The following is a 22031-nucleotide window of genomic DNA, read 5'->3' on the forward strand; positions in this document are numbered from 1 at the left end:
CAGTATAGGAAAGGATTGAGTGTTGAAGATAAAAAAAGTTATAATGATACTTTTTCTGAGTGTAATAATAGTAGTAGTGGTATTTGGGTTTATTATCCATTTTAATGGTGAGGCTATTGACAATCAGAATACTAAAAATTTATCTAAAAACATTACCTATAAGTCAAATATTAGTGGAAAACATTATTATATCTTGATGGACACAGGTTCTGTAAATCAAAATAAAATAGGTGCTTATCAAGGCTGTGAGACGGTTTCGCTTTATAATGCTCTGGTTTATCTCGGAGATACAAAAGGAGAGAGTGTGACAACAGTTATCAATTCTCTACCTTTTGTTGATTGGGGAGCCAATCCTAATACGGGCTATGCTGGAAATCCTTGGATAACTGATGCGGATATACCAGATGGTGGCTATCCAACAATTTGGCCAAATGCTATGATAGAATTTGCTAAAAATTATGACCCAGCTGTAAAAGATATTTCTGGAGCAGATATGAAAACAATCGAAAATGCTATCATGGCGGGAAATCCTGTAGAGATGTGGGTGACGATTGGACTTGCGGCTCCTCAGATTACTTATACAGATTATTATGGACATAAAGCGTTGAATAATACGCACGCGGTACTTCTGGATGGCTATAACTCTAAAACGGATGAATTTCATGTAACAGACCCTATTGATGGGAAATATTGGAAATCAGTCAGTGTTTTGAGTTCGATTTATTATGGGACAAATCAATTTGCGATTGAATTGGTGAAATAAAAATTAGCACTCTATATAAATGAGTGCTAATTTTTTTGCTAAAATAAGAAAAACGTGATAAAATAGTCCTATTGAGAAAAATGATTTTTAAAGGGAAATATTATAAATGAATAATAATGAATTTTACGAGCGACTAGGCGTAGATAAAAATGCTAGTCAAGATGAAATAAAAAAAGCTTATCGCAAGATGTCTAAAAAATATCACCCAGATGTGAATAAGGAAGCAGATGCTGAAGATAAGTATAAAGATGTGCAAGAAGCTTATGAAACACTGAGTGATGAGCAAAAACGTGCGGCTTATGACCAATATGGAGCAGCTGGAGCTAATGGTTTTGGTGGTGGCGCTGGTGGTTTCGGTGGTCAAGGAGGATTTTCTGGATTCTCTGGTGGCGGAGGTTCATTTGGTGGGTTTGAAGATATTTTCTCTAGCTTTTTTGGTGGCGGTGGGGGACAAGTTAATCCTACGGCACCTCAACAAGGAGATGATTTACAATATCGAATTAATCTGAAATTTGAAGAAGCTATCTTTGGTGTGGAAAAAGAAGTAAAATATAACCGTGAGGAACTTTGCCACACTTGTGGTGGGAATGGCGCTAAACCAGGTACTCAACCGATTACCTGTCAAAAATGTGGTGGTCGTGGCCATATCCAAGTAGTACGTGATACACCGCTCGGTCGTATGTCAACCAACCAAACCTGTGATGTTTGTCATGGAACAGGTAAGGAAATCAAAGAACCCTGTACAACTTGTCGTGGTATAGGACATGAAAAAGCTACTCATACAGTGAAGGTGACAGTACCTGCTGGTGTTGAATCTGGTCAACAAATGCGTTTGCAAGGTCAGGGGGATGCTGGTGTGAATGGTGGCCCTTATGGAGATTTGTATGTGCGTTTCCAAGTCGCTGCTTCGGACAAATTTGAACGTGATGGCAGTGAAATATTCTATAAGATGCCTGTAGAATTTGTTCAGGCTGCTTTGGGAGATGAGGTTGAAGTGCCAACTGTTCATGGAAATGTTAAGTTAAAAGTCCCTGCTGGAACACAGACTGGTGCGAATTTCCGATTGAAAGGAAAAGGAGCGCCCAAATTACGTGGTGGTGGAAATGGAGACCAACACGTTATCATCAATATCGTGACTCCTAAAACTCTCAATCCTGGACAAAAAGAAGCTTTGCAGGCATTTGCTAAAGCGAGCGGTATTTCTGTAGATGAGCAAAAAGCTGGTTTCTTCGATAAGTTGAAGAAGGGATTTGAATAAGGTCGAAAAAAGTGAGTGGATTGCTCACTTTTTTGTTATAATAAATGGTATGAAAATTGATAATTATAAGCCAGATTTTATGGTTGAGGCGGTTTATCAGCTGGAAGCTAAGAGTTTAATGGCGCAGGGAATTTCTGCTGTGATGGTGGATTTGGATAATACGTTGATCGCTTGGAATAATCCTGATGGTACGCCAGAATTGCTTGATTGGCTTGATGAGATGCGTAAAAATGAGATTAAGGTGATTGTGGTATCAAATAATAATCATGAACGTGTGGCACGGGCTGTGGAAAAGTTTGATGTTGATTTTATCAGTCGGGCGATGAAACCTTTTGCTTTGGGGATAAATAAGGCGCTGGCACGATTTGATGAGAAGCCTGAACAGGTCGTTATGGTAGGCGACCAGTTAATGACGGATATTCGTGCGGCACATCGTGCTGGTGTGAAGTCAATTTTGGTAAAGCCGTTGGTGACTTCGGATGCTTGGAATACGCAGTTTAATCGTTGGCGCGAACGTCGTGTCTGGAAAAAATTGATTGCGCGTGATGGGGAGCCTGTGTGGAAAGATAAATTGGATTAGAAAAAATTTTTTGACAGGGCTACAAACTTACAACTTCGTTATAAGTTTCAAACCTTGTCCGAGAAAACTGAGAATAAATTCTATAGCCCCTACGGAAGTTTCGTCAAAAAATTTCTTGTGGATAAGTTTAATTTTCTGATAAATAGGCAGATTTTGTGTATTTATGGGGAAAATATTGATAGTTTTCCACAGTTTTACACCTAGTTTCCACAGTTCTGTGGAGAAATGTGGAAAAAATTGTGGATTTTGGGGATAATTTTTTTCATTGAGACTTGACAAATGTAAAAAAGAGTAAAAAAAGTTTTTGACAAAGCTGTCAAAAACTTTTTATTTTTATCAGAGCATTCCGTGGTCAATATACCAGAGATCTGGTTGCCAATTCCAAGTGCGTCCATCTTTTTCTAGCAGGTCAAATGCTTCTTGAGGCCCCATTGTACGGGCTTTATATGTTGGAAGTTCGGAACTTGTATCGCTGCCCCAAGTTTTGCGGATAACGTCAATAAGTTCCCAAGCACGAGCGGCTTCTTCCCAATGTGAAAAGTTAGTACCGTCGCCGTTAAGCACATCAAGGAAGAGTTTTTCGTAGGCTTCAGGAGAATTTCCTAGAAATTCACTGTCGTGGCGGAAGCTCAGGCGCATTGGGTCAAGATGGAAACCTTGTCCAGCGGCTTTGCCATTGACCGAGAGTGAAAAGCCTTCGGTCGGTTGGATGTAAATGGTTAGGACATTTTGCTCGGGAGTTTCATCATTTTCGGCGAAAAGGTTATCCACATCTTTTTTGAAAATGATGTTAATCCTTGTGCCTTTTTCGGTCATCCGTTTACCTGAACGGACGTAGAAAGGAACACCAGCCCAGCGCTCATTGTCAATCAAGAACTTGCCAGCGGCGAAAGTTTCGGTGCGACTTGTTGTGGAAACAGAATCTTCGTCGCGATAGGAAATGTAATTTTCTTCATCAAAAGTTCCAGCAGCATATTGCGCGCGAATAAAGTTGGCTTGTGCTTCGTCAGCTGTGTATTTGCGGATAGCTTTGAGTGCTTTGACTTTTTCTTGCACGATATGTGTTTCGTCAAATTTTTCAGGTTTTTCCATAGCAATCAAGCTCAGCACTTGCAATACGTGATTTTGAATCATATCTTTTAGCGCACCAGATGTGTCGTAGTAACCGCCCCGGTCTTCAACACCGATACTTTCGGCAAATGTAATCTGGACATTGTCAATATGGCGATTGTTCCAAAGAGATTCAAAAATTGGATTGGCAAAACGGACGGCACTGACGGATTGAATCATTTCCTTGCCAAGATAGTGGTCAATACGGAAAATTTGCTCTTCGGTGAATGATTTTGTCAGGCTATCATTGAGTTCTTTGGCTGTGTCGTAGCTTGTGCCAAAAGGTTTTTCGATGACGATACGTTCAAAACCTTCGCCAGTCAAAATATTTTCAGATTTGAGATGTTCAGTAATGGTGCCGAAAAATTGCGGTGCCATAGCGAGGAAAAAGACTTGATTGCCTTGTGTGCTGTATTTTTCGCGAAGTTTTTCGCCAAGATTTTTTAAAGTCACATAATGCGCAACATCGCCGACATCATGACTTTGATAATAGAAGTGGCTAATAAAATTGTCTGCTTCACTTTTTGATTTCATCAAGTCCTTGATGGAAGTCAGGACGACATCACGGTAAAAATCGTCTGTCCAAGGGCGGCGAGCAGTCCCAATCACGGCGAAGTTTTCAGCAAGCTCGCCTTTTTTATATAAACGAAAAAGAGATGGGTAGAGTTTGCGCTTTGCCAAATCTCCTGTTGCCCCAAAAATTGTGAAAAGGACAGATTTACTTTCGGTCATGTTTTCTCCTTTTGTAGTTGATAATTTTAATTATAAATGAACATTCACTTAAAGTCAAGGAAGTCATTTTATCATGAAATAACTTGTCATTGAACATTTTGACAAAACTGTCAAAAGCCCTAGAGAAGTGGATTTGACAGTATTGGTAAACTTAGAGTGTCAATCAAGTTTACAGGTACTGTCAACCTTTTTGACAGGGTACAAACTTACAACTTCGTTATAAGTTCACCCTGTCCGAGAAGGCTGAGAATAAATTCTCTAGTCCCTACGGCAGTTCTGTCAAAAAATTTTACACGTCATTTTCGGCGTAATCAATGTAAGTGTCGATGTAATCCATATATTCTTTGGATAATTCGGCTTTCATTTTTTGAAATTCCATTTCGCTGTAATCGCGTTCGGCGATTTTTGCGCGGTAAAATGGCAAATTTAATTCTTTTTGTAAACGTGCTTCTAATTCTACTCTGGTCATCGAGACCTCCTTTTTATATCTATGTCTTACTGATAATTATAGCACAAGCCGGCAGGCAAAAGTAGCATAAAAAACCGTCTGCATGAGACGGTTGATTTTTATTGCCAATAGTCTTCGTCACCGTAAGCTAGATGTGTCGCGTCTGCTTGATGTGCTTCAAATTCGGCGAGGGCTTCGCGGTAAGTTTTTGTTGCCATTTCATGAGCATCTGCGCCAAATAGTGCGTTTTGCGGTGGTTTTTCCATGCTTGCGAGTTTGATAAAGTATTTTGCGGCAAGTTCTGGTGAACCTGCTTGACTGTGCGTTGCACCGCGTGTTTCACTGACATTTTTTGCTTCATGGACAAGCTGATAATCAGCGATTTCATTTTCTGGAGCGACAGCGAAATGTGAACCTGCCGCCCATTCAGTTGAAAATCCGCCGGGTTCAACGTTGGTCACGTAAATACCGAGTGGTTCTACTTGTTTGCGCAAGGATTGGAAAAGTCCTTCCATGGCAAATTTTGAAGCGTGATAGTAGGCAAAAGTTGGGAAAGTTGCCAGTCCGCCGATAGATGTCACGTTGAGAATCCGTCCGCTGCGCGCTTTGCGCATTTGTGGAAGCACGGCGATGGTCATATCATTGGCACCCCAAAAATTCGTGTCCATCATGTTGCGGACTTGTGCTTGGTCAGATTCTTCCATTGCGCCAAAGTAACCATAGCCAGCGTTGTTGACAAGAACGTCAATTTTTCCAAAAGCATCATTTGCTGATTTGACCGCTTTGTCAATCGTTTCTTTCTTTGTCACGTCAAGCGCGACTTTCAAAACGTTATCTTTTTCAGGCAAGTAATCGAGACTTTCTAGTTTGCGCGCTGTGGCAACGACAGGATAATCTTGTGCAATCAGCTCCTCAACCAGCGCCCGACCAAAGCCTGAGCTTGTTCCTGTGATGAACCAGACTTGTTTTGTTGTGTTTTCATGTGTTGTCATATCAATTACCTTCTTTCTGAAACCATTATAAACCTTGGAGTGCGGACGAATGCAAGAAAAAAGTTTGACAGTTCTGTCAAAAATTATTTTTCTTTTGACAGCTCGCCGAGAATTTTTAAATTCGTGTCATAAACGCCAATTTTCCAATCCAGATAATCCAGCGCATTTGACAGTTCTGTCAAACGTTGTCGTGCATCTTTGGCTTGCTCAATCAGCATTGTCCGAAGCTCTGCATCATGTGATTTGCCATCAGTCGCGTCGAGCAACGCGCAATATTTTCGCAAAAAATCAATGCCAATCCCTGCACGTCGCAGTTTTGTGATATATTCCAAACGACGTTGATTGGCAGCAGAAAAATCACGATAACCAGATTTATTGCGTGGAATTTTGAGTAATTTTTCTTTTTCATAATAACGGATAGTGTTGGCACTCAGCCCTGATTTGGCACACATTTCTTTCATATTCATACTGATATTATAACACCTTTGAGTGCGCACGACGGCAAGTAAAATTTTTTGACAGAACTGTCAAAAAATTCTCTTACCCCTACGGCAAAACTGTCAAAAATAATAAATGCAATTTTTTTGCTAAAAATCCTATTTTAAGTTGACCAAATCAAAAAATAGTGGTAAAATTTAGATAATTTAAAATAATAACTAAAAGGTAAAAAAGTAATTAAATTGTTGTTTGTATAGAGAGTCTCGTAGCTGGAAAAGAGATCAAACTCATTTGATGAAACACACTTATCATAATTTTTCGTGCCAAATCACGGACGTTTGTTCACGTTAAGACTGGAGTTTCCCACAACTCACCGAGGTGTATTTTGTGAAAAATACACGAAAAAAGGTGGAACCACGTCCCAGCCGTCCTTTAAGCATAGCGCTTTTAGGCGGCTTTTTTGTCTAAATTTTTGCGTAATGTACTGAATTTTAATAAAAAATAAATGGACAATAAAGTCAAAGGAGAAAAAAATGACTTGGAAAGATAATTTAAGAGATGTTGAGCCTTATGTTTCAGGTGAGCAGCCAAAACTCAGTAACATGATTAAACTCAATACGAACGAAAATCCCTATCCGCCATCTCCAAAAGTGGCGGAAGCTCTAAAGACAATCGACAGCGAGAAACTGCGCCTTTATCCCAATGCGGATGCGGAAGACTTGCGAACAGCTTTGGCGGCTTATTATGGTTTAGCTGAAAATCAGATTTTTATTGGAAATGGTTCAGATGAAGTACTTTCACTCAGTTTTTTGACTTTTTTCAACAGTAAAAAACCAGTATTCATGCCAGATATCAGCTATTCTTTCTATCCTGTCTATGCAGAACTTTATAAAATTCCGATTCGTACAATTCCCGTGCAGACTGATTTTTCTCTCAAAAAAGAAGATTATTTTGCAGAAAATGGTGGTGTAATTTTCCCTAATCCTAATGCACCAACAGGAATTTTGACAGGACTAGATTTTATTGAGGATATTTTGCGTCATAATCCTGATGTGATTGTGCTTGTAGATGAAGCTTATATCGATTTTGGCGGGAAAACAGCCCTTCCACTTCTTGAAAAATATGAAAATATCGTAATCACGCGAACTTTTAGTAAATCTCGAAGTTTAGCTGGTATTCGCCTCGGACTTGCTTTTGGCTCGCCTGATGCGATTGCACGACTTTATGACGTGAAAAATAGTTTCAATAGTTACACGATTGACCATGTGGCACAAGCTGTGGGACTTGCGAGTTTGTCTGATGAAAGTTATTTTCAGAGTACTTTGGCGAAAATTGTCAAAACACGTGAGACATTTATAAAGGATTTGAAAAACTTGGATTTTGAAGTGCTACCTTCGATGACAAATTTTGTTTTTGTAAAGCACGCAAAATTATCAGGACAAACACTTTTTGATGCACTTTACGCTGAAAAAATTATCGTACGCCATTGGAATCACCCGCGGATTAAAGATTGGCTGCGGATTACGATTGGCACAGACGAAGAAATGACGAAAGTCATTAGATTTTTGGAGAACTACTTAAATGGAAAATGAAAATATTTTATTGCCTGAAGAAGCAGGCGAGATGACCATCGCTGGCGTATCAAAATTGCGAGAGATTGAACAGCAATTACGTCAACTTTTTGAGAAAAAGGATATTCAAGAAGTGATGCCACCAAATTTTGAATATGCGTCACTTTATACTAGACTTGACGCTGGTTTTGAGCAGGAAAAGATGTTTCAGTTCATCAATCACGAGGGCGCACCGATTGCGCTGCGTTATGATTTCACAGTGCCACTGGCTAGAAAATTTGCACTATCAGGTGAAAAAACGGCACGTTACAGCTATTTTGGCAAGGTTTTTCGTAAGGAAAAACGCCATAAAGGAAGACGGACAGAAAGTTATCAGATTGGTACGGAATTGCTTGGTACGTCTGAAATAGAAGGGGATAATGAGATTTTAGCTCTAACATTCGCCAGTTTGCAGGAACTTTCTTTAAAAAATACCATTTTAGGAATTGGTTCGGCGGCATTTTACAAACGCTTATGTGAAATGGTCGGAGATGAAGCTGGCTGGTTGACAGATATTTTATCTAAAAAAGACTTGACAGCAATGGACTCATTTGCAAAAGAAGGTAACTTTCGTGAAGGATTTCAAAACTTACTTTTGGCACTTCCAACGGTGACAGATGTAGAAACTTTGGATAGGCTGGTATGGCTGGCGGGAGATAAAATCTTAGTGGGCGCATTTACTCAGCTGAGCACACTTTACAAGAATTTACCAACGCAAGAAAATGTTATTTTTGACCTTGGAATGGTGCCTGCGATGGGTTATTATACAGGTTTAATGTTTCAAGTTTATGCAGAAGGCGCAGCGCAACCGATTATTTCGGGAGGTCGATATGATGAGCTGATAAAGAAATTTGGTGCGAAAACAGGTGCTGTCGGATTTTGCGTGCATATGGATAATGTACTGAAAGGACTGGATAATGATTAAAATTGCGATGACCAAAGGGCGCATTCAAAAGCAGGTAACTGAGTTGCTGGCGCAGGCAGGATTTGATGTTCAGCCGATTTTGAAGATGGATAGGGAGCTGCAGGTTGTGACCAAAGACGGTTTTGAACTCATTTTTGGTAAGGCAAATGACGTGGTGACTTTTTTGGAGCATGGAATTGTTGACATTGGTTTTGTCGGTAAAGATACGCTGGACGAGAGTGATTTTGATGATTATTATGAGTTATTGGATTTGCGAGTGGGAGAGTGCGATTTTGCGCTGGCGAGTTTTCCTGACTATGCGGACAAGGTTTTTCAGCGCAGGAAGCGAATTGCAAGCAAATACACGAGCATTGCGAAACGCTATTTTGCGGAGCGTGGCGAGGATGTTGAAATTATCAAGCTTGAAGGCTCTGTTGAGTTGGGACCAGTCGTTGGGCTGTCGGATGCGATTATTGATATTGTCGAGACGGGCAATACTTTGAAGGCGAATGGCTTGGTCGTGATTGACCGATTTTTGCCAATTTCTACGCGGTTGATTGCGGGAAAAACGAGTTTTAAGTTTAAGAAAGATGAGATTTTGGAGTTGGTTGCGAAGTTGGAGCAGGTTAAAAAATAGTTTTCAAGGAGAGAAAAATGGGATTATTTGAGCGTTTTAAGCAAGAGAAAGAAAAAGAAAGTCCGCAAGAAACTTTTGAGCGTCTGATGACTTTTATGAAAAGCAATCAGGTCTGGCACGGTTTGCGAGTGGACAAAAATGGTCAGACAGGTGAAATTGGTTTATTTGTCTTTACGAGTCAGGAAGAAATGCAGCGTAACAAAAACTGGTGGGATGAGGGACGTGCGCTTACGCAGTCGAGTTTTCAGGAGCTTGCGGAAAACTTCTGCGCCAACAGCCTGAAAGAGAGAGAATTGTGGTCAATCCTTTTCATGAGGTTTGTAGCGTGAAACGTGGCTATTTTTTGGATACGATGCGTTTGCCGAATTTCTTTGATTTTTCTGTGCGTGACAATGAAGGTGTGCTCAAGGTTTATCAATGGTTACGCAATGGGCATTCGTTTCTCGTTTTGTGTGATGATAAGGGGGTGCTGATTTTCAATAATGCTTGCATTGCGCATACGGATGAGGCTTCTATCAATCATGAGGTGACAGGAAATGAGAAATATGTCGCGATGGATTTTTCTGAATTAAAGCAAGTTTTCCTTGCACATCCGAATTTACTTCGATTGAGTTTAAATCCAAATTCTGATGCTGTTACGTTTAATCGAGTAGCATTTACGGAAAATGATTAACTGTTTTTGACGAACTTGTCAAAAAATAGAAAGTGTGAAAATATGAAAAGAATGTCTTTATTACTGCCTCTTGCTCTCTTTTTGATAATTTTGACAGCCTGTCAAGCCTCGTCAAAAAAAGGCTTAGCACCTTATCCTTTGAAATGGCAAGATAATATAACAGTCGCACGCTCAATTTCGGGAGTTGGTGGCGAGAGTTATCAGCAGCTGGTCTCAAAAATGGGGAAAGCGGTACTTGACGAAAAACAAGACCAACAAATTGAAGGGAAAACTGTACATTTGCGACGCATTGCTTATGAAACCTCGAACTATGAAGCAGATTTTATTTTTGCGAAACAAGCCAACGGTAACTACCTCCTTATCCGTTCGAATGGCTTGAATCAATCAAAAAAGATAACGACTTTGAGTGATGATACGGTTGATAAAATCAAGCAAGGCACGAAATTAACAGACTTACTCAAAAAATATCCCTATCCAGTCGTTTTTTCTAAAGGTACTTCTGATAATTTGAGCATGAAACAGGTCGTTATTTTGGTAAAATACGCACAGTACGGAGAGCAACTGAATTTCAAGCAGGTTGGTAAAAATTGGGTGCTCTTTGATAAGTCCCCAGATGATGCGTAAAGTTTTGTCAAAAAAGAAAGGGTGAAAAAATGGGATATATCGAAGATTTACGTGCTGACATCGGGCATCGTCCGATTATTATGGTTGGGAGTTTGCTGATTTTGGAAAATGAAGCGGGGCAGATGTTGCTGCAAAAGCGGACTTACACGGCAGGCAACTGGGGATTTCCAGGTGGGCTGATGGAATTTGGCGAAAATACAGAAGAAACGGCTGTGCGCGAAATGCAGGAGGAGACGGGCTTGATTGTCAAAAATCTGGAACTTTTCGGCGTTTATACCAAAAAAGAAATGACTCATCTTGCCAATGGCGACACCTATCAGGGTGTCAATGTGGTTTACCGGAGTCATGATTTTCAAGGAAAAATGAAAATTGATGAGACGGAGAGCCTGCGCTTTGACTGGTTTGACCGTGATAAATTGCCAGAGAGAATTGTGCCAATTAGTCAGCTGATTTTGGCGGATTTGCTGGGGAAAGGAAAAACAATATGAAAATCATTAGAAATCTCCTCTTTATTCTTTATGGTATCCTGCTCTACGCAATGCTCGTCTTGTTTAGTATTTCAACCGTTCTAGCTTTGACAGGGAAAAAGCCACTTGATATACCCGCTCATTTCTACCCACTCATGATAGAGCTGTGTCTTGGGATAGCCATTCTTTTATCGCTCCTTTTCATTTATTTTGGAAGAAAAAATGAGCCACAAAGTAACACAAAACTTGCGCTTGTCGTCAAATGTACAATGATTCTATTTTTCCTAGGTGGCTGGTTGTTGGGGCTTGTATTTGACACGGAATCTGCTTTGGTTGGACTTTTTATGATAATTTTTGCGGGAATATTTGGTCCTATTCTTGGCGGTGTTGGAATTTTCGCTATCGGGCTTATCAGTGTTATTCTCGGCGAAATTTTTATCCTCCCAAGTTCACTCTATTCATGGTACGGCTTGCGTGCGCTTAGGAAAACGGGAAAATTGAATAAGGCAGTTTATGCGATACTCTCCATTTTGAACTTTGTGCTTGTAGCAGATGTGGTCATCGCCATTGTCACTCATGTCCTTGTCAAAAATAGAAAGGTTGAAATATGATACGAAAAGCAACATTAAGTGATGTACCAAGTTTGACAGAACTGTCAAAAGTTCTGGGCTACACACTGCCTGAAAAAGACTTTCTGTCAAATTTGACAGCGGTGCTGGAAGGTGAAAATTGTCTCTTTGTGGCAGAAATTGATAGTAAAGTTGTTGGTTATATTGAGGGCAGTATTTATCGCAGCATTCTCGTGACACTTGGTGTGCGGGTGATGGGAATTGCGGTCTTGCCTGATTTTCAGGACAGAGGAATTGGTGGTGAACTTCTCGAAGCGCTTGAAAATTGGGCGCGTGCGAAAGGATTGGCACAAGTAAGTCTGACATCAGGCGAACAGCGCCATTTAGCACATGATTTTTACCGGAAACACGGCTATGAAGAGTATCATAAACAGTTGAAATTTGGGAAATGGCTATAAATTTTTTTGACAGAATTGTCAAAAAAGAAAGGACAAAAATGGAAGCAACGGAGAATGATAAAACCTGTATTTCAAAAGTTCTGCCTATTTTAGTGGAAAATTTGTCAAAAGATGAGTCTGCGAAAAGGATTAAACCAATTTTGGAATTTCATTGGGGGAAAGGCTCAAACGGACTTGTTTCAGCAGTCCTTCTGGATTTGGAGTGTCATTTGGAAATATTCCCCTTGCAAGCTGAGCATGACGAAACTGGCTGGTATAGATTTTCTGACAAAGCTGTCAGCTATGAAGCGGGGATAAAGTATTTGCTGGAAACTTTGCAGAAAATATTGACAGCACACGATATGAGTGAACTTAAAGATTTCAAATCTATCTATGAACTCTATCCTCGTTGGGAAGTTGTAGAGGATGAAAAGTTTGAAATTGAAGTGATTGCCAAAAAAAGCTGGGATTATATTCTTGAAAAAAGAGTTGGAACCGAGAACTATTATTTGAGTTTATATTTTGATGGTATTGCAAGTTTTGACCATTTATATCGGGTTCAAGAGGAGGATAAAAACTTGATAAATGCTGAAAATTTTGATGCTTTGGCAGATAAATACCGGAAAAAATCTTTTGACAAAACGATAAAAGATGTCAGATATTAACGGTAAACGTTTTTAAAATTTTTGACAGAACTGTCAAAAAAAAGAAAGGATAAAAATGGGTCTATTTAAGAAATCAAAAAAAGAAGAAGCACCAGCGAACTTTTTCAATGTTCCGAGAAATGACGAAGGCTTCCAAAAAGTCGTTGATTGGGTCAAATCAGCAGACGAGCTGATTGTTGGGCTAGAGGAAAATGGCAACTGGAAAATTGGGAAAGATGCAGAAGGCAGATTGTTTATTCCAGTTTATACAGATGTCCTGAGTATGCGTCCGCTCCCGAAAAAAGGCGATAAATTTGCAACCGTAAAATTTGACAGCTTGCGTGAGATGTTTGAGCATTATTCAGAGCTTGATTTCGTCTGGCTTAATCGAAATTCAGACAGTGTCCAGCTTAACCGTACCACTTTTACTCACCGCTATCAAATGCCAGCAGGAGTGAAGATAAATATTGGCTTACCGGCAAATCCACCTCAGAAGCTGATTGATTTTCTAGTGACTTATGGCAAGCAGCACGATTTCGTGGATAAGATATATCTAGCGCTGATAGAGCGCAATCAAGAATTTAGTTACTTGGTCTATGTGCAACATCATGCGGATTATGATATTGTGCCAGAAATTGGGACTACTGCAGGAAAAGTTGCCAATACAGAACATTATCCCTATCCAGTTGATTTCGCGCAAAATGGAGAAATCTTCAAAGAAGATGAAAAATATCTGATTTATGAAAAATAATTTTTGACATAGGATAGCCGTGTGAGCTTGCTCACTTACGGATATGCTAGTTTGTTTATCTAGAACTATCAAAAATTAAAATAAGAAAACAGGAGAGCAAAAATGATACATTACACACTTGACCCAGTTAAAAAGTCAGAAAAGGAAATTCTCCGTAACTTGTTAGAGAAATATCTTTACGAGTTTTCGCAGTATTGTGATGATGAGGTCAATGAACTTGGACTTTATGGTTATGATTATTTGGATTGTTATTGGACGGAGAAAAATCGTTTTCCATTTTTTATCCGCGTGGATGGAAATCTGGCAGGTTTTGCGCTGGTCAATGATTATCCTGAAATCAAAGCAGAGACAGATTTTACTATGGCAGAATTCTTTGTCATTTATAAATATCGGCATACTGGGATTGCACAGGCTGTTGCCAGAGACCTTTTTGAGAAATTTCAAGGGAAATGGCAGTTGATGTACAATCCCAAAAATGTGATTTCACAAAAGTTTTGGACGAAAATTGTCACAAAGATAGACGAGAAGTATCAGTGTGTGACAAACTCACCACAGGCGATTTATCATTCTGATATTCAAGGACACGTACTGATTTTTAAGAGTTAATATTAAAAGATAAGGAAAAATAAAATGACATTACTAAACAAACTTGCATTCACAGCAGACATCGCAGAAAAATTTCAAGGGCGCAAAGCCTCCGTTTCTAAAGAAGTTTCAGACAGTGTGGAAAAAATCATCGCAGACATTCGTGAAAATGGCGATGCCGCACTTTTCAACTACGCCGAGAAATTTGACGACGCAAAACTTACCTCGTCAACGCTAACGGTAACACCCGAAGAATTTGACGAAGGCTTGGCACAGGTGGACGCGGACTATCTCCGCATTTTGGAACGTACAAAAGCACAAATTGAAGAATATCACGCGCACCAGCTGGAAACGAGCTGGATATTGCCGAAAGAATCCGGCGAGATTTTGGGATCTATTGTTCGTCCCTTGCAGCGTGTTGCACTCTACGTGCCAGGTGGCACAGCCGCTTACCCTTCGACCGTCATGATGAACGCCGTGCCTGCCAAGCTTGCGGGTGTTCCTGAGCTTGTCATCATCACGCCCGTCAAATCTGACGGCAAGGTCAATCCTGTCATTCTTGCAGCGGCGAAAGTCGCGGGCGTGGATACTATTTACAAAGTTGGTGGTGCGCAGGGTGTGGCAGCAGTGGCTTACGGCACTCAGTCCATCAAAAAAGTCGATAAAATCGTGGGGCCGGGCAATATTTTTGTCGCCACAGCGAAAAAGCTCTGCTACGGCGCGGTGGATATTGACATGATTGCAGGGCCGTCCGAAGTCCTCGTCATCGCAGATGAAGCTGCCAATCCGAAATATGTCGCGGCAGATTTGATGGCGCAGGCTGAGCATGACAAGCTCGCCAGCGCGATTTTGGTGACCACGTCTGACGCGCTTGTTGATAAGGTCAATGCAGAACTCGACCGTCAAGTCGTAACGCTTGAACGTCGTGAAATCATTGAAAGCAGTATTTCAAACTATGGTGCGGCGATTGTCGTTGACACACTTGAAGAAGCCTTTGACGTTAGCAATGACCTCGCACCAGAGCATTTGGAAATCTTGACCGACGAACCTCTCGCGAAACTCCCATTTGTCAAAAATGCAGGTAGCATTTTCCTTGGCGAATACACGCCAGAACCGCTCGGAGACTATATGAGTGGCACCAACCACGTCCTGCCGACAGGTGGCACGGCGAAATTCTACTCTGCTCTTGGTGTTTACGATTTTGTGAAACATTCTGCTTATAGCTATTATCCAAAATCTGTGCTTGAAACGTTCAAAGACGACGTGCAAACATTTGCCAAGTCTGAAGGATTGACAGGTCACGCCAATAGCATAAAGGTAAGGTTTGAATAAAATAATCTAACCAATAACAGGAGTAATATATGTTAAAGAGAATAATCATCATATCCAGTATCATCACCGCATTTATAATAGCAATAACAATAGGGATTAGTTGGTATCTATTCAACCAACCAACAGTTGCAGTATCAGGTGTTATCAAGGATAAGGCAGGGAAAGTATATGTAGATAAAACAGTTCAAATCGCTGGGCAGAATATTCGGACGGATGCTTATGGACAGTTTTTTACACATCTGATACCAAACAAAAAATATCAAATTACTACGAATGAGTTGAATTTATCTTTACAAGCGGATAAAAACGGAAAACTTGTGACGAGCAATAATGGTTCAAGCAGCTTGGAGCTATCAACACCAAAAAACACCGTGCAGATGTCCATTCGATCTGGAGCGGCTTATCTTGACCAGACAAACAATGTCGCATACAATTCAAATAGACAAACGCTGACTTTTAACTCAATTTTTCAGTTTGATAAGGGTGATAAGGTTGTTATTCCGCCAGACAGCACTAATCCTAACGGCTTAGCATTCAAAATCACGAGCTTAACCGAACAAAATGGAAAAATCTCGGCAAAAGTTAAAACTGCTAAAATCCAAGAGGTATTAAACTCGCTGAAAATTCACACAGGTGAAATCACTGGCGACAAGCTAACAACAACACGTACTCAAAACTATGCGCTTAAACCAACTGATTTTCAAATCGGTGACAACAAGACAACAAAACTAGTTCATGCTGAAATCCCAACCCTTCAGTTTCCAAAAGATAATGACAAATCTTATAGTGCAACAATCAAAGGTAGTGCAGATATCTCAGGCTCTTTTCAGCTTGATGTGAACTTGGATTTTTGGAATTCAAACAATGATTCTATTGAAGTTCAAAATTCTTTAGCCATATCCCAAAATTTAACAGCAACTTTGAAGGCAACTGCAAAAAGTCAGATTAAAAATAAACTTTTCACTTATGACACACCAGTTCCCTTTGTTTCTGTAACAATTAACTCCTACATGAACGCCAGTGCAAAAGTAACTGCCAGTGAAGCTACGTCATTCAGTCCAGCAGTAAAAGTAAGCGCAACGCCACAAAAAGGAATTTCAATGTCTTATAACAATGCTGTTCCCCAGGCTTCGCTTGCTTTTGACGGTCAAGCAGATGGTGCCTTTGGATTTGAAATTGGACCTAATTTGACCGCTTATTTAGCAGATTTGTTCACAGTTGGTGCAAAAGTTGGTTTTGAAGGAAAAGCAACTGTTTCTGGCAAACTTTCGACGACTGGAGATAACAGCTTCTCTGGTTCAGGAAAACTTGATTTTGTGACCTATCTTGAAGCAGGTTCACCGTTTTTGAACTTAAGCAAAGAAATTGAAGTGATTCGCAATCCACTTTTTAGCGCAGAAATACAGTCTGGACAGGCAGATGTGAAAGCAGCGACAGATGCAGTAACCGCAGCAGAGAAAGCAAAATCAGATGCGGAAGCAAATGCGCAGAAAGCTGCACAATCACAAAGTATGAATTTGCAGCAGATTGCACAAGGAGATTTTAGTAGTATTTTAGGTACTTGGAAAAATAATGCAGGTGAATCAATGACTATAACCACGACCTTGATAGGAAATTTTGAACCTCATAATACTAGTAAAAATGGAACTAGCGGTAGTTTTTATATACTACCTGGGAAGTTCTCCTCTAATACTTTGTTAATCATGTTTGATAATTATAGTGGAGCTGGAGATGGAGGAATCTGGTTTATTTCAAAAGGCCAGACTTTACCGATTAGCGCCTTTCAAAGTGGAAGTTCATCTGATGCAAAATCTGATAGTTCAGATTCAACAAAAGATAGAATAGTTATCGGAGACGGAGCTGGTTCATGGGTTTATATGCCTTCAAAATCTGCTTATTATAAAGTGAATTCTACACCTCAGCCCACTATTTCAACAGCTGACCAAGCAACAATCACTTCTTCCGTCCAAACTGCCCAAGTCTCCATCAATAATCTCACACAAAGTTGGGAAGCAACAACTAAAACAAGTTTACAAGCACGACTAGATAAAGTAAGAGGCTAAAATCTATTTAAACAAAAAATTATCATAACATAAGGAGAATACCATGCGCACAGCACAAATCACCCGAAACACAAAAGAAACACAAATCACGCTTAGCGTCAATCTTGACGGCACAGGGCAAGCTGACATCACGACAGGTATCGGTTTTCTTGACCACATGCTGACGCTCCTCGCTTTTCACAGCGATATGGACATCGCGCTGACGGCGCACGGCGACCACGAAACGGTGGGCATGGACCCGCACCACGTAACCGAGGACATTGCCATTGCGCTGGGCAAATGTATCGACGAGGCGCTTGGCGAGCGGCGCGGGATTACGCGTTACGGCAGTTTCACGATTCCCATGGACGAGGCGCTGGTCACGACCAGCCTCGACATCAGCGGGCGCCCTTATCTCGTTTTTAACACGCCAGAGTTTGCTAATCCCAAGCTCGGCGGTTATGACAGCGAAATGACCGAGGAATTTTTCCGTGCGCTGAGCTACAACGCGGGCATTACGGCGCACATCAACGCACATTATGGTAAGAACACGCACCATATCATCGAGGGGATGTTTAAGAGCTATGCCCGTGCGCTCAAAGAAGCTGTGCGGATTGATGAGGAGAAGAAAAACGAAGTACCAAGCAGTAAAGGAATTTTGTGAAATGAAAAATCTTTATCTGATTGGTGGACCAATGGGAATTGGAAAGACGACTGTTGGACATAATTCAGCGGATAAACTGTCGAATGCTGTTTATTTTGACGGCGATTGGGCTTGGGACTTGCACCTTTTGTAGTCAATGAAGAAACTATCAACATGGTGGATAAAAATATTGCCTTTCTGCTGAAACAGTTTTTGACGAATATGCAGATTGAAAATGTCGTATTCACTTGAATCATGCACGAGCAGGAAATTATTGATAGAATTTTGACAGACAACGGTCGCAATCTTGACAGTTTAGCGGGAGCGCTTAGCTATTTGCTAAGGTATGAGAAAATAAATACTGTCAAATTTGATAGGACGGGTAAAACACCCGATGAAACGGTTAGCGAGATTTTGCAGCTTTATCAAATTTGACAAAACTAACATTAAATTAGAACGACTATTTAGAAAGACAGAAGAAATTTTGGATAAAATGAAGAAAGAATTTTGGAAAAACACAACAGAAAATGACTTTCTTGGTGTATATTTAGAAGTACCATATTCAGAAAAAGATGAGGCGAAGCGCCTTGGAGCTTGGTGGGACAAAGAGAAGAGAAAATGGCAAATAGACGAAAATGCGAATCCTAGTAACTTTGAAAAATGGTTGACAGGCACTGATGATGCTGTCTTTATATACGATTACGCTTTTATTCTTGAAGGGAAAAGAGAATGTTGGAAATGCCATCGGCAAGTGCCAATTTATGCATATGCAATAGATAACTTTATTCCTGATAATTTCGAATATTACATAAATCATGATGATATGATTGTTATTCCAATTTCAGGAAACCTTCCTCAGGAAGCTATAAGAATATTATCAGACAAATTTAATTGCCAGTATAGGTATTCTAAAACGGCCAATAAGAAATATTTTGCGAATATATGTGATAATTGTAATGCATTGTTAGGGGATTTTGATACCTATGATGAATTAGAAGGACCATTTAGTTATTATTATAACGAAAAACTTCAAGCCTATATTATTAGGTTTTATCATGATGATAGGGAACTTAGCATGAGTTCTGATTCAATTTTTTACCCTAATTCACCGATAAATTATCATGAAAGAATAAGTAGAATTATAGATTTGGAGACAAATAAAGTTTATGGAAATGATATGTTCGGCTAGATGATACATTGTACTAAAAACTTATGATAAAGAGTCAAATTTGACAAGAATCAATTTGTCCATCTGACAACGTTTGAAAAAGGAGCAATCACACCATGAAATTTCAAAGGTCTACATCCGCTTCCTCGATCCAGAGAATCTGAGTTTTGCGATTTTTGAAAATGAAAAATCGATTGCAGCGGCTTGTGTTCATCTTGGAAAGGAATATAACGAACTGGAATCTTTCTTTGTTGCCGTTGATTTAGAAAATAAAGGCTACGGCTCAGAAATTTGGAATTGTTTGGAAAATAAATTTCCTGCGCAGCGCTGGTGTGTTTCAACGCCAGTCTATTCCACGCGAAATCATTATTTTTACATGAAAAAATGCGGTTTTAAGCATATTGAAGACCGCGAGAATATCAGTTATTTTGAAAAGGAGAATTTATGATTAGTATCATCGACTACAATGTCGGCAACCTCCAGTCCGTAGAGGCAGCATTCGCACGGCTCGGCATGGAAACCACTATCACACGAGACCCAGCAATCATCAAAAAGTCGAACGCCATTGTCTTACCAGGCGTTGGCGCTTTTCCCATTGCCATGAAAAATCTACAGGAATTTGGCTTAGTTGAACTTTTGCAAGCAGAAGCCGCTTCAGGCAAGCCGTTTCTTGGTATTTGTCTTGGGATGCAGGTGCTGTTTGACGAAGGCACGGAAAATGGCAAAACACAAGGTCTCGGACTGTTGACAGGTACGGTTGACCCTATCAGAACGGACGAAAAGCTTCCCCACATGGGCTGGAATCAGTTGAAATTTAATCAACCCAATCATTCACTTCTGTCAAAAATCACAGAGGGAGACGAAGCCTATTTCGTTCATTCCTACCAAGCAAATTGCCCGTCAGACGAACTTATCGCGACGACCACTTACGGAAACATGACCATACCCGCAATTGTCGGACGTGATAATGTCCTCGGCTGTCAATTTCACCCTGAAAAATCAGGCGAAGTCGGACATAAGATTTTGACAGCTTTCAAAGAAATAATAGAAAAATAACTCAAACTATCTATCTCTGAGCTTTTTTCCAGGGGTCTATGATGTTAATTACAAGCGTCAAAAGTAACAAAATAAAACTTATCCAAGCTAATTTATGCAGACCATCAAAAAGAACTTGCCGTAAAGGAACTATTAAATTTGACGGAATACTTTTCAGCGCATTACTATCAGCTATTTTATTGATAAAGTTGAGCGTGAGCCGTTTATCGGTAGCGATAGCCGCTACAAATGTTTGATTGAGTGCAACGGACATCGCAGAGAGAATGATCGTTGCTCCTAAAGTTCGGATGAGGGTGTTGAGCGCAGTCGCAGCGCCCAAATGCTCTATTTCCACGGATTCTTGTACGGCGACAGTCATACCAGGATTGACAAGTCCAGCTGAAAGTCCCATTATTCCTCCTAAAATGAAGAGCCAAAGGATAGAAGCTGTCTCGGGCAATAGGATAAGTCCCAACGCTCCCGCAGCCATTAAACCAACTGCAAAGCTGACCGCCATTTTTTCGCCAAGTTTTTCGGTCAACCAGCCAGCCGAGCGCGCACCCAGCATGAGTAACAGTGAACCTGGTATCAAAATCAAACCGCCGATTAAAGCTGTGACACCGACAACGCCTTGTCCCCAAGTCGGAAGATAGTTGGTATAAAAAGCAAAGAAACCAAAAGTCAAGAAAGTCAACGCATTTTTAGCCATGAGTGATGGATTTTTAAAAAGAAGCAATGGGATAATCGGAGCTTGCGCCCGACTTTCTGCAAAAACAAAAGCAATGAGCAAGAGAAAAGCGCCAATAAGCAAAAAACTAATCACTTTCCAGTTAATGACAAGGTTTCCCATCATCTGAAAAGCAAGCATAATCCCAATGACCATCAGACTTAATAAAAAAGCACCAAGATAATCAATCGCTTGTTTTGCCAAATGCAAATCTATTTTAAAATGACGCGCAATTTGAGAAATCATGTAAAGTCCGATAGGAATATTGATGAAGAAAACCCAGCGCCAATCAAGGAGAGAAACGATGAGTCCGCCCACAAGAGGCCCTGCAATCGCAGCGAGTGAATAAGAAGCGACCAATTTCCCAATCGCTCGTCGCCGGTCTTTCGCAGCAAATAAGTGTCCAAAAATCACGTAAGGAAGTTGTTGCATCGCACCAGCACCAATTCCCATAAAGGCACGTGCAACAATCAGCATAGGCATATTGACAGACATTCCTTCAAATAAAGAACCAATAATAAAAAGGCTCGTGCCAGTAATAAACATTTCTTTGAAACCAAAACGTTCAGAAAGTTTGTTCCAAATAGGACTTGTGACGGCTTGTGTCAGCATGAAAATCGTGACCACCCAGCTCATGAGTTGAATGCCGTGTAAGTCAGCCATCATGGAGGGCAACGCCGTTGCGACAATCGTTCCTTCAAGACCTGCCATCACTGTAGAGAGCGAAAACGCCCGTGTACTCAGCTTTTTTTGCTGTTCATTCATGTTTGAAAATCTTCTTTCTTTTTGTTAATATATCCATATTATACAAAGTTAAAGTTACTTGAAGTCAAGCAACAGATACTAAATGTTTTATGGAAAA

General features: G+C 40.4%; 28 protein-coding genes. 23 read left to right on the plus strand and 5 right to left on the minus strand.

Annotated elements, in window-relative coordinates; translation table 11 throughout:
* Positions 1 to 76 precede the first annotated feature (76 nt).
* The 3 genes from KJS36_RS07465 (at position 77) to KJS36_RS07475 (ending at position 2601) form a co-directional block, all read left to right on the plus strand.
* Positions 77 to 763, plus strand: a complete 687-nt coding sequence (locus KJS36_RS07465) for a C39 family peptidase (protein ID WP_244842828.1) — start codon at positions 77 to 79, stop codon at positions 761 to 763.
* A 106-nt stretch (positions 764 to 869) separates the two neighbouring features.
* Positions 870 to 2021, plus strand: coding sequence for a molecular chaperone DnaJ (gene dnaJ / locus KJS36_RS07470; protein ID WP_213536228.1), 1152 nt, complete (start codon positions 870 to 872; stop codon positions 2019 to 2021).
* Between the two features lie 49 nt (positions 2022 to 2070).
* The gene (locus tag KJS36_RS07475) at positions 2071 to 2601 is read left to right on the plus strand and encodes a YqeG family HAD IIIA-type phosphatase (protein ID WP_213536230.1); all 531 of its coding nucleotides are present in this window, start codon (positions 2071 to 2073) and stop codon (positions 2599 to 2601) included.
* A 336-nt stretch (positions 2602 to 2937) separates the two neighbouring features.
* Here the strand turns inward: KJS36_RS07475 and zwf are convergent, their stop codons facing one another.
* The 4 genes from zwf to KJS36_RS07495 form a co-directional block, all read right to left on the minus strand.
* Positions 2938 to 4443 carry a glucose-6-phosphate dehydrogenase gene (gene zwf, locus KJS36_RS07480; protein WP_213536232.1) on the minus strand — a complete coding sequence of 502 codons (1506 nt, stop codon included), beginning with the start codon at positions 4441 to 4443 and terminating at the stop codon, positions 2938 to 2940.
* A 289-nt stretch (positions 4444 to 4732) separates the two neighbouring features.
* Positions 4733 to 4912 (minus strand): hypothetical protein, encoded by a 180-nt coding sequence (locus KJS36_RS07485; protein WP_213536234.1) that lies wholly within the window; start codon positions 4910 to 4912, stop codon positions 4733 to 4735.
* Positions 4913 to 5010: 98 nt separating this feature from the next.
* On the minus strand, positions 5011 to 5883 hold the full coding sequence (locus KJS36_RS07490; protein WP_213536237.1) for an SDR family NAD(P)-dependent oxidoreductase: 873 nt from the start codon (positions 5881 to 5883) through the stop codon (positions 5011 to 5013).
* Between the two features lie 83 nt (positions 5884 to 5966).
* Positions 5967 to 6350 (minus strand): MerR family transcriptional regulator, encoded by a 384-nt coding sequence (locus KJS36_RS07495; protein WP_213536239.1) that lies wholly within the window; start codon positions 6348 to 6350, stop codon positions 5967 to 5969.
* A gap of 504 nt (positions 6351 to 6854) precedes the next feature.
* Here KJS36_RS07495 and hisC point away from each other — a divergent pair.
* From hisC to hisH, 20 genes are all read left to right on the plus strand, one after another.
* Positions 6855 to 7913 (plus strand): histidinol-phosphate transaminase, encoded by a 1059-nt coding sequence (hisC, locus tag KJS36_RS07500; protein WP_213536241.1) that lies wholly within the window; start codon positions 6855 to 6857, stop codon positions 7911 to 7913.
* Complete coding sequence (locus tag KJS36_RS07505) at positions 7903 to 8856, plus strand: ATP phosphoribosyltransferase regulatory subunit (protein WP_213536243.1); 954 nt, start codon at positions 7903 to 7905, stop codon at positions 8854 to 8856. The genes hisC and KJS36_RS07505 overlap by 11 nt, the downstream gene beginning before the upstream one ends.
* A complete protein-coding gene (gene hisG, locus KJS36_RS07510; protein ID WP_213536245.1) occupies positions 8849 to 9472 on the plus strand; it encodes an ATP phosphoribosyltransferase in 624 nt (207 codons plus the stop codon). Before KJS36_RS07505 ends, hisG begins: the two co-directional genes overlap by 8 nt.
* 17 nt (positions 9473 to 9489) lie before the next feature.
* On the plus strand, positions 9490 to 9801 hold the full coding sequence (locus KJS36_RS07515; protein ID WP_213536248.1) for a hypothetical protein: 312 nt from the start codon (positions 9490 to 9492) through the stop codon (positions 9799 to 9801).
* Positions 9798 to 10145, plus strand: coding sequence for a hypothetical protein (locus tag KJS36_RS07520; RefSeq protein WP_213536250.1), 348 nt, complete (start codon positions 9798 to 9800; stop codon positions 10143 to 10145). Before KJS36_RS07515 ends, KJS36_RS07520 begins: the two co-directional genes overlap by 4 nt.
* A 51-nt stretch (positions 10146 to 10196) precedes the next feature.
* A complete protein-coding gene (locus KJS36_RS07525) occupies positions 10197 to 10769 on the plus strand; it encodes a hypothetical protein (protein ID WP_213536252.1) in 573 nt (190 codons plus the stop codon).
* Positions 10770 to 10798: 29 nt separating this feature from the next.
* Entirely contained in the window at positions 10799 to 11257 is a 459-nt protein-coding gene (locus KJS36_RS07530; RefSeq protein WP_213536254.1) for an NUDIX hydrolase, read from the plus strand.
* Positions 11254 to 11847, plus strand: a complete 594-nt coding sequence (locus KJS36_RS07535) for a hypothetical protein (protein ID WP_213536257.1) — start codon at positions 11254 to 11256, stop codon at positions 11845 to 11847. Before KJS36_RS07530 ends, KJS36_RS07535 begins: the two co-directional genes overlap by 4 nt.
* Entirely contained in the window at positions 11844 to 12263 is a 420-nt protein-coding gene (locus KJS36_RS07540; protein WP_213536259.1) for a GNAT family N-acetyltransferase, read from the plus strand. Before KJS36_RS07535 ends, KJS36_RS07540 begins: the two co-directional genes overlap by 4 nt.
* Positions 12264 to 12301: 38 nt before the next feature.
* The gene (locus KJS36_RS07545; protein ID WP_213536262.1) at positions 12302 to 12907 is read left to right on the plus strand and encodes a hypothetical protein; all 606 of its coding nucleotides are present in this window, start codon (positions 12302 to 12304) and stop codon (positions 12905 to 12907) included.
* Positions 12908 to 12962: 55 nt separating this feature from the next.
* Positions 12963 to 13637: an enhanced serine sensitivity protein SseB C-terminal domain-containing protein gene (locus tag KJS36_RS07550; RefSeq protein ID WP_213536264.1), complete on the plus strand. Its 675-nt coding sequence runs from the start codon at positions 12963 to 12965 to the stop codon at positions 13635 to 13637.
* A gap of 102 nt (positions 13638 to 13739) precedes the next feature.
* A complete protein-coding gene (locus KJS36_RS07555) occupies positions 13740 to 14243 on the plus strand; it encodes a GNAT family N-acetyltransferase (protein WP_213536266.1) in 504 nt (167 codons plus the stop codon).
* Between the two features lie 24 nt (positions 14244 to 14267).
* Positions 14268 to 15554 (plus strand): histidinol dehydrogenase, encoded by a 1287-nt coding sequence (hisD, locus tag KJS36_RS07560; protein ID WP_213536269.1) that lies wholly within the window; start codon positions 14268 to 14270, stop codon positions 15552 to 15554.
* Positions 15555 to 15583: 29 nt separating this feature from the next.
* The gene (locus tag KJS36_RS07565) at positions 15584 to 17617 is read left to right on the plus strand and encodes a DUF6287 domain-containing protein (RefSeq protein ID WP_213536271.1); all 2034 of its coding nucleotides are present in this window, start codon (positions 15584 to 15586) and stop codon (positions 17615 to 17617) included.
* 43 nt (positions 17618 to 17660) lie between these two features.
* A complete protein-coding gene (gene hisB / locus KJS36_RS07570; protein ID WP_213536273.1) occupies positions 17661 to 18260 on the plus strand; it encodes an imidazoleglycerol-phosphate dehydratase HisB in 600 nt (199 codons plus the stop codon).
* A 1-nt stretch (position 18261) separates the two neighbouring features.
* A complete protein-coding gene (locus KJS36_RS10905) occupies positions 18262 to 18393 on the plus strand; it encodes a hypothetical protein (protein ID WP_280520337.1) in 132 nt (43 codons plus the stop codon).
* A gap of 101 nt (positions 18394 to 18494) precedes the next feature.
* The gene (locus KJS36_RS07575; RefSeq protein WP_213536275.1) at positions 18495 to 18674 is read left to right on the plus strand and encodes a hypothetical protein; all 180 of its coding nucleotides are present in this window, start codon (positions 18495 to 18497) and stop codon (positions 18672 to 18674) included.
* Entirely contained in the window at positions 18634 to 19428 is a 795-nt protein-coding gene (locus tag KJS36_RS07580; protein WP_213536277.1) for a DUF5710 domain-containing protein, read from the plus strand. The genes KJS36_RS07575 and KJS36_RS07580 overlap by 41 nt, the downstream gene beginning before the upstream one ends.
* A gap of 73 nt (positions 19429 to 19501) precedes the next feature.
* Positions 19502 to 19855, plus strand: coding sequence for a GNAT family N-acetyltransferase (locus KJS36_RS07585; protein ID WP_213536279.1), 354 nt, complete (start codon positions 19502 to 19504; stop codon positions 19853 to 19855).
* Positions 19852 to 20463: an imidazole glycerol phosphate synthase subunit HisH gene (hisH, locus tag KJS36_RS07590; protein WP_213536281.1), complete on the plus strand. Its 612-nt coding sequence runs from the start codon at positions 19852 to 19854 to the stop codon at positions 20461 to 20463. Before KJS36_RS07585 ends, hisH begins: the two co-directional genes overlap by 4 nt.
* A gap of 10 nt (positions 20464 to 20473) precedes the next feature.
* Here the strand turns inward: hisH and KJS36_RS07595 are convergent, their stop codons facing one another.
* A complete protein-coding gene (locus tag KJS36_RS07595) occupies positions 20474 to 21934 on the minus strand; it encodes an MFS transporter (protein WP_213536283.1) in 1461 nt (486 codons plus the stop codon).
* Positions 21935 to 22031 lie beyond the last annotated feature (97 nt).

This window comes from Lactococcus nasutitermitis (genome assembly GCF_018403765.1).
GTDB classification, from domain to species: Bacteria; Bacillota; Bacilli; order Lactobacillales; family Streptococcaceae; genus Lactococcus; species Lactococcus nasutitermitis.

Coding starts and splice junctions, on each gene's coding strand:
- KJS36_RS07575 (WP_213536275.1), top strand. CDS start 18,495: ATGCACGAGCAGGAAATTATTGATAGAATTTTGACAGACAACGGTCGC.
- KJS36_RS07490 (WP_213536237.1), bottom strand. CDS start 5,883: ATGACAACACATGAAAACACAACAAAACAAGTCTGGTTCATCACAGGA.
- KJS36_RS07540 (WP_213536259.1), top strand. CDS start 11,844: ATGATACGAAAAGCAACATTAAGTGATGTACCAAGTTTGACAGAACTG.
- hisG (WP_213536245.1), top strand. CDS start 8,849: ATGATTAAAATTGCGATGACCAAAGGGCGCATTCAAAAGCAGGTAACT.
- hisH (WP_213536281.1), top strand. CDS start 19,852: ATGATTAGTATCATCGACTACAATGTCGGCAACCTCCAGTCCGTAGAG.
- KJS36_RS07505 (WP_213536243.1), top strand. CDS start 7,903: ATGGAAAATGAAAATATTTTATTGCCTGAAGAAGCAGGCGAGATGACC.
- KJS36_RS10905 (WP_280520337.1), top strand. CDS start 18,262: ATGAAAAATCTTTATCTGATTGGTGGACCAATGGGAATTGGAAAGACG.
- KJS36_RS07475 (WP_213536230.1), top strand. CDS start 2,071: ATGAAAATTGATAATTATAAGCCAGATTTTATGGTTGAGGCGGTTTAT.
- KJS36_RS07545 (WP_213536262.1), top strand. CDS start 12,302: ATGGAAGCAACGGAGAATGATAAAACCTGTATTTCAAAAGTTCTGCCT.
- hisB (WP_213536273.1), top strand. CDS start 17,661: ATGCGCACAGCACAAATCACCCGAAACACAAAAGAAACACAAATCACG.
- KJS36_RS07525 (WP_213536252.1), top strand. CDS start 10,197: ATGTCTTTATTACTGCCTCTTGCTCTCTTTTTGATAATTTTGACAGCC.
- KJS36_RS07495 (WP_213536239.1), bottom strand. CDS start 6,350: ATGAATATGAAAGAAATGTGTGCCAAATCAGGGCTGAGTGCCAACACT.
- KJS36_RS07595 (WP_213536283.1), bottom strand. CDS start 21,934: ATGAATGAACAGCAAAAAAAGCTGAGTACACGGGCGTTTTCGCTCTCT.
- hisD (WP_213536269.1), top strand. CDS start 14,268: ATGACATTACTAAACAAACTTGCATTCACAGCAGACATCGCAGAAAAA.
- zwf (WP_213536232.1), bottom strand. CDS start 4,443: ATGACCGAAAGTAAATCTGTCCTTTTCACAATTTTTGGGGCAACAGGA.
- dnaJ (WP_213536228.1), top strand. CDS start 870: ATGAATAATAATGAATTTTACGAGCGACTAGGCGTAGATAAAAATGCT.
- KJS36_RS07555 (WP_213536266.1), top strand. CDS start 13,740: ATGATACATTACACACTTGACCCAGTTAAAAAGTCAGAAAAGGAAATT.
- KJS36_RS07485 (WP_213536234.1), bottom strand. CDS start 4,912: ATGACCAGAGTAGAATTAGAAGCACGTTTACAAAAAGAATTAAATTTG.
- KJS36_RS07535 (WP_213536257.1), top strand. CDS start 11,254: ATGAAAATCATTAGAAATCTCCTCTTTATTCTTTATGGTATCCTGCTC.
- KJS36_RS07515 (WP_213536248.1), top strand. CDS start 9,490: ATGGGATTATTTGAGCGTTTTAAGCAAGAGAAAGAAAAAGAAAGTCCG.
- KJS36_RS07580 (WP_213536277.1), top strand. CDS start 18,634: ATGAAACGGTTAGCGAGATTTTGCAGCTTTATCAAATTTGACAAAACT.
- KJS36_RS07530 (WP_213536254.1), top strand. CDS start 10,799: ATGGGATATATCGAAGATTTACGTGCTGACATCGGGCATCGTCCGATT.
- hisC (WP_213536241.1), top strand. CDS start 6,855: ATGACTTGGAAAGATAATTTAAGAGATGTTGAGCCTTATGTTTCAGGT.
- KJS36_RS07565 (WP_213536271.1), top strand. CDS start 15,584: ATGTTAAAGAGAATAATCATCATATCCAGTATCATCACCGCATTTATA.
- KJS36_RS07550 (WP_213536264.1), top strand. CDS start 12,963: ATGGGTCTATTTAAGAAATCAAAAAAAGAAGAAGCACCAGCGAACTTT.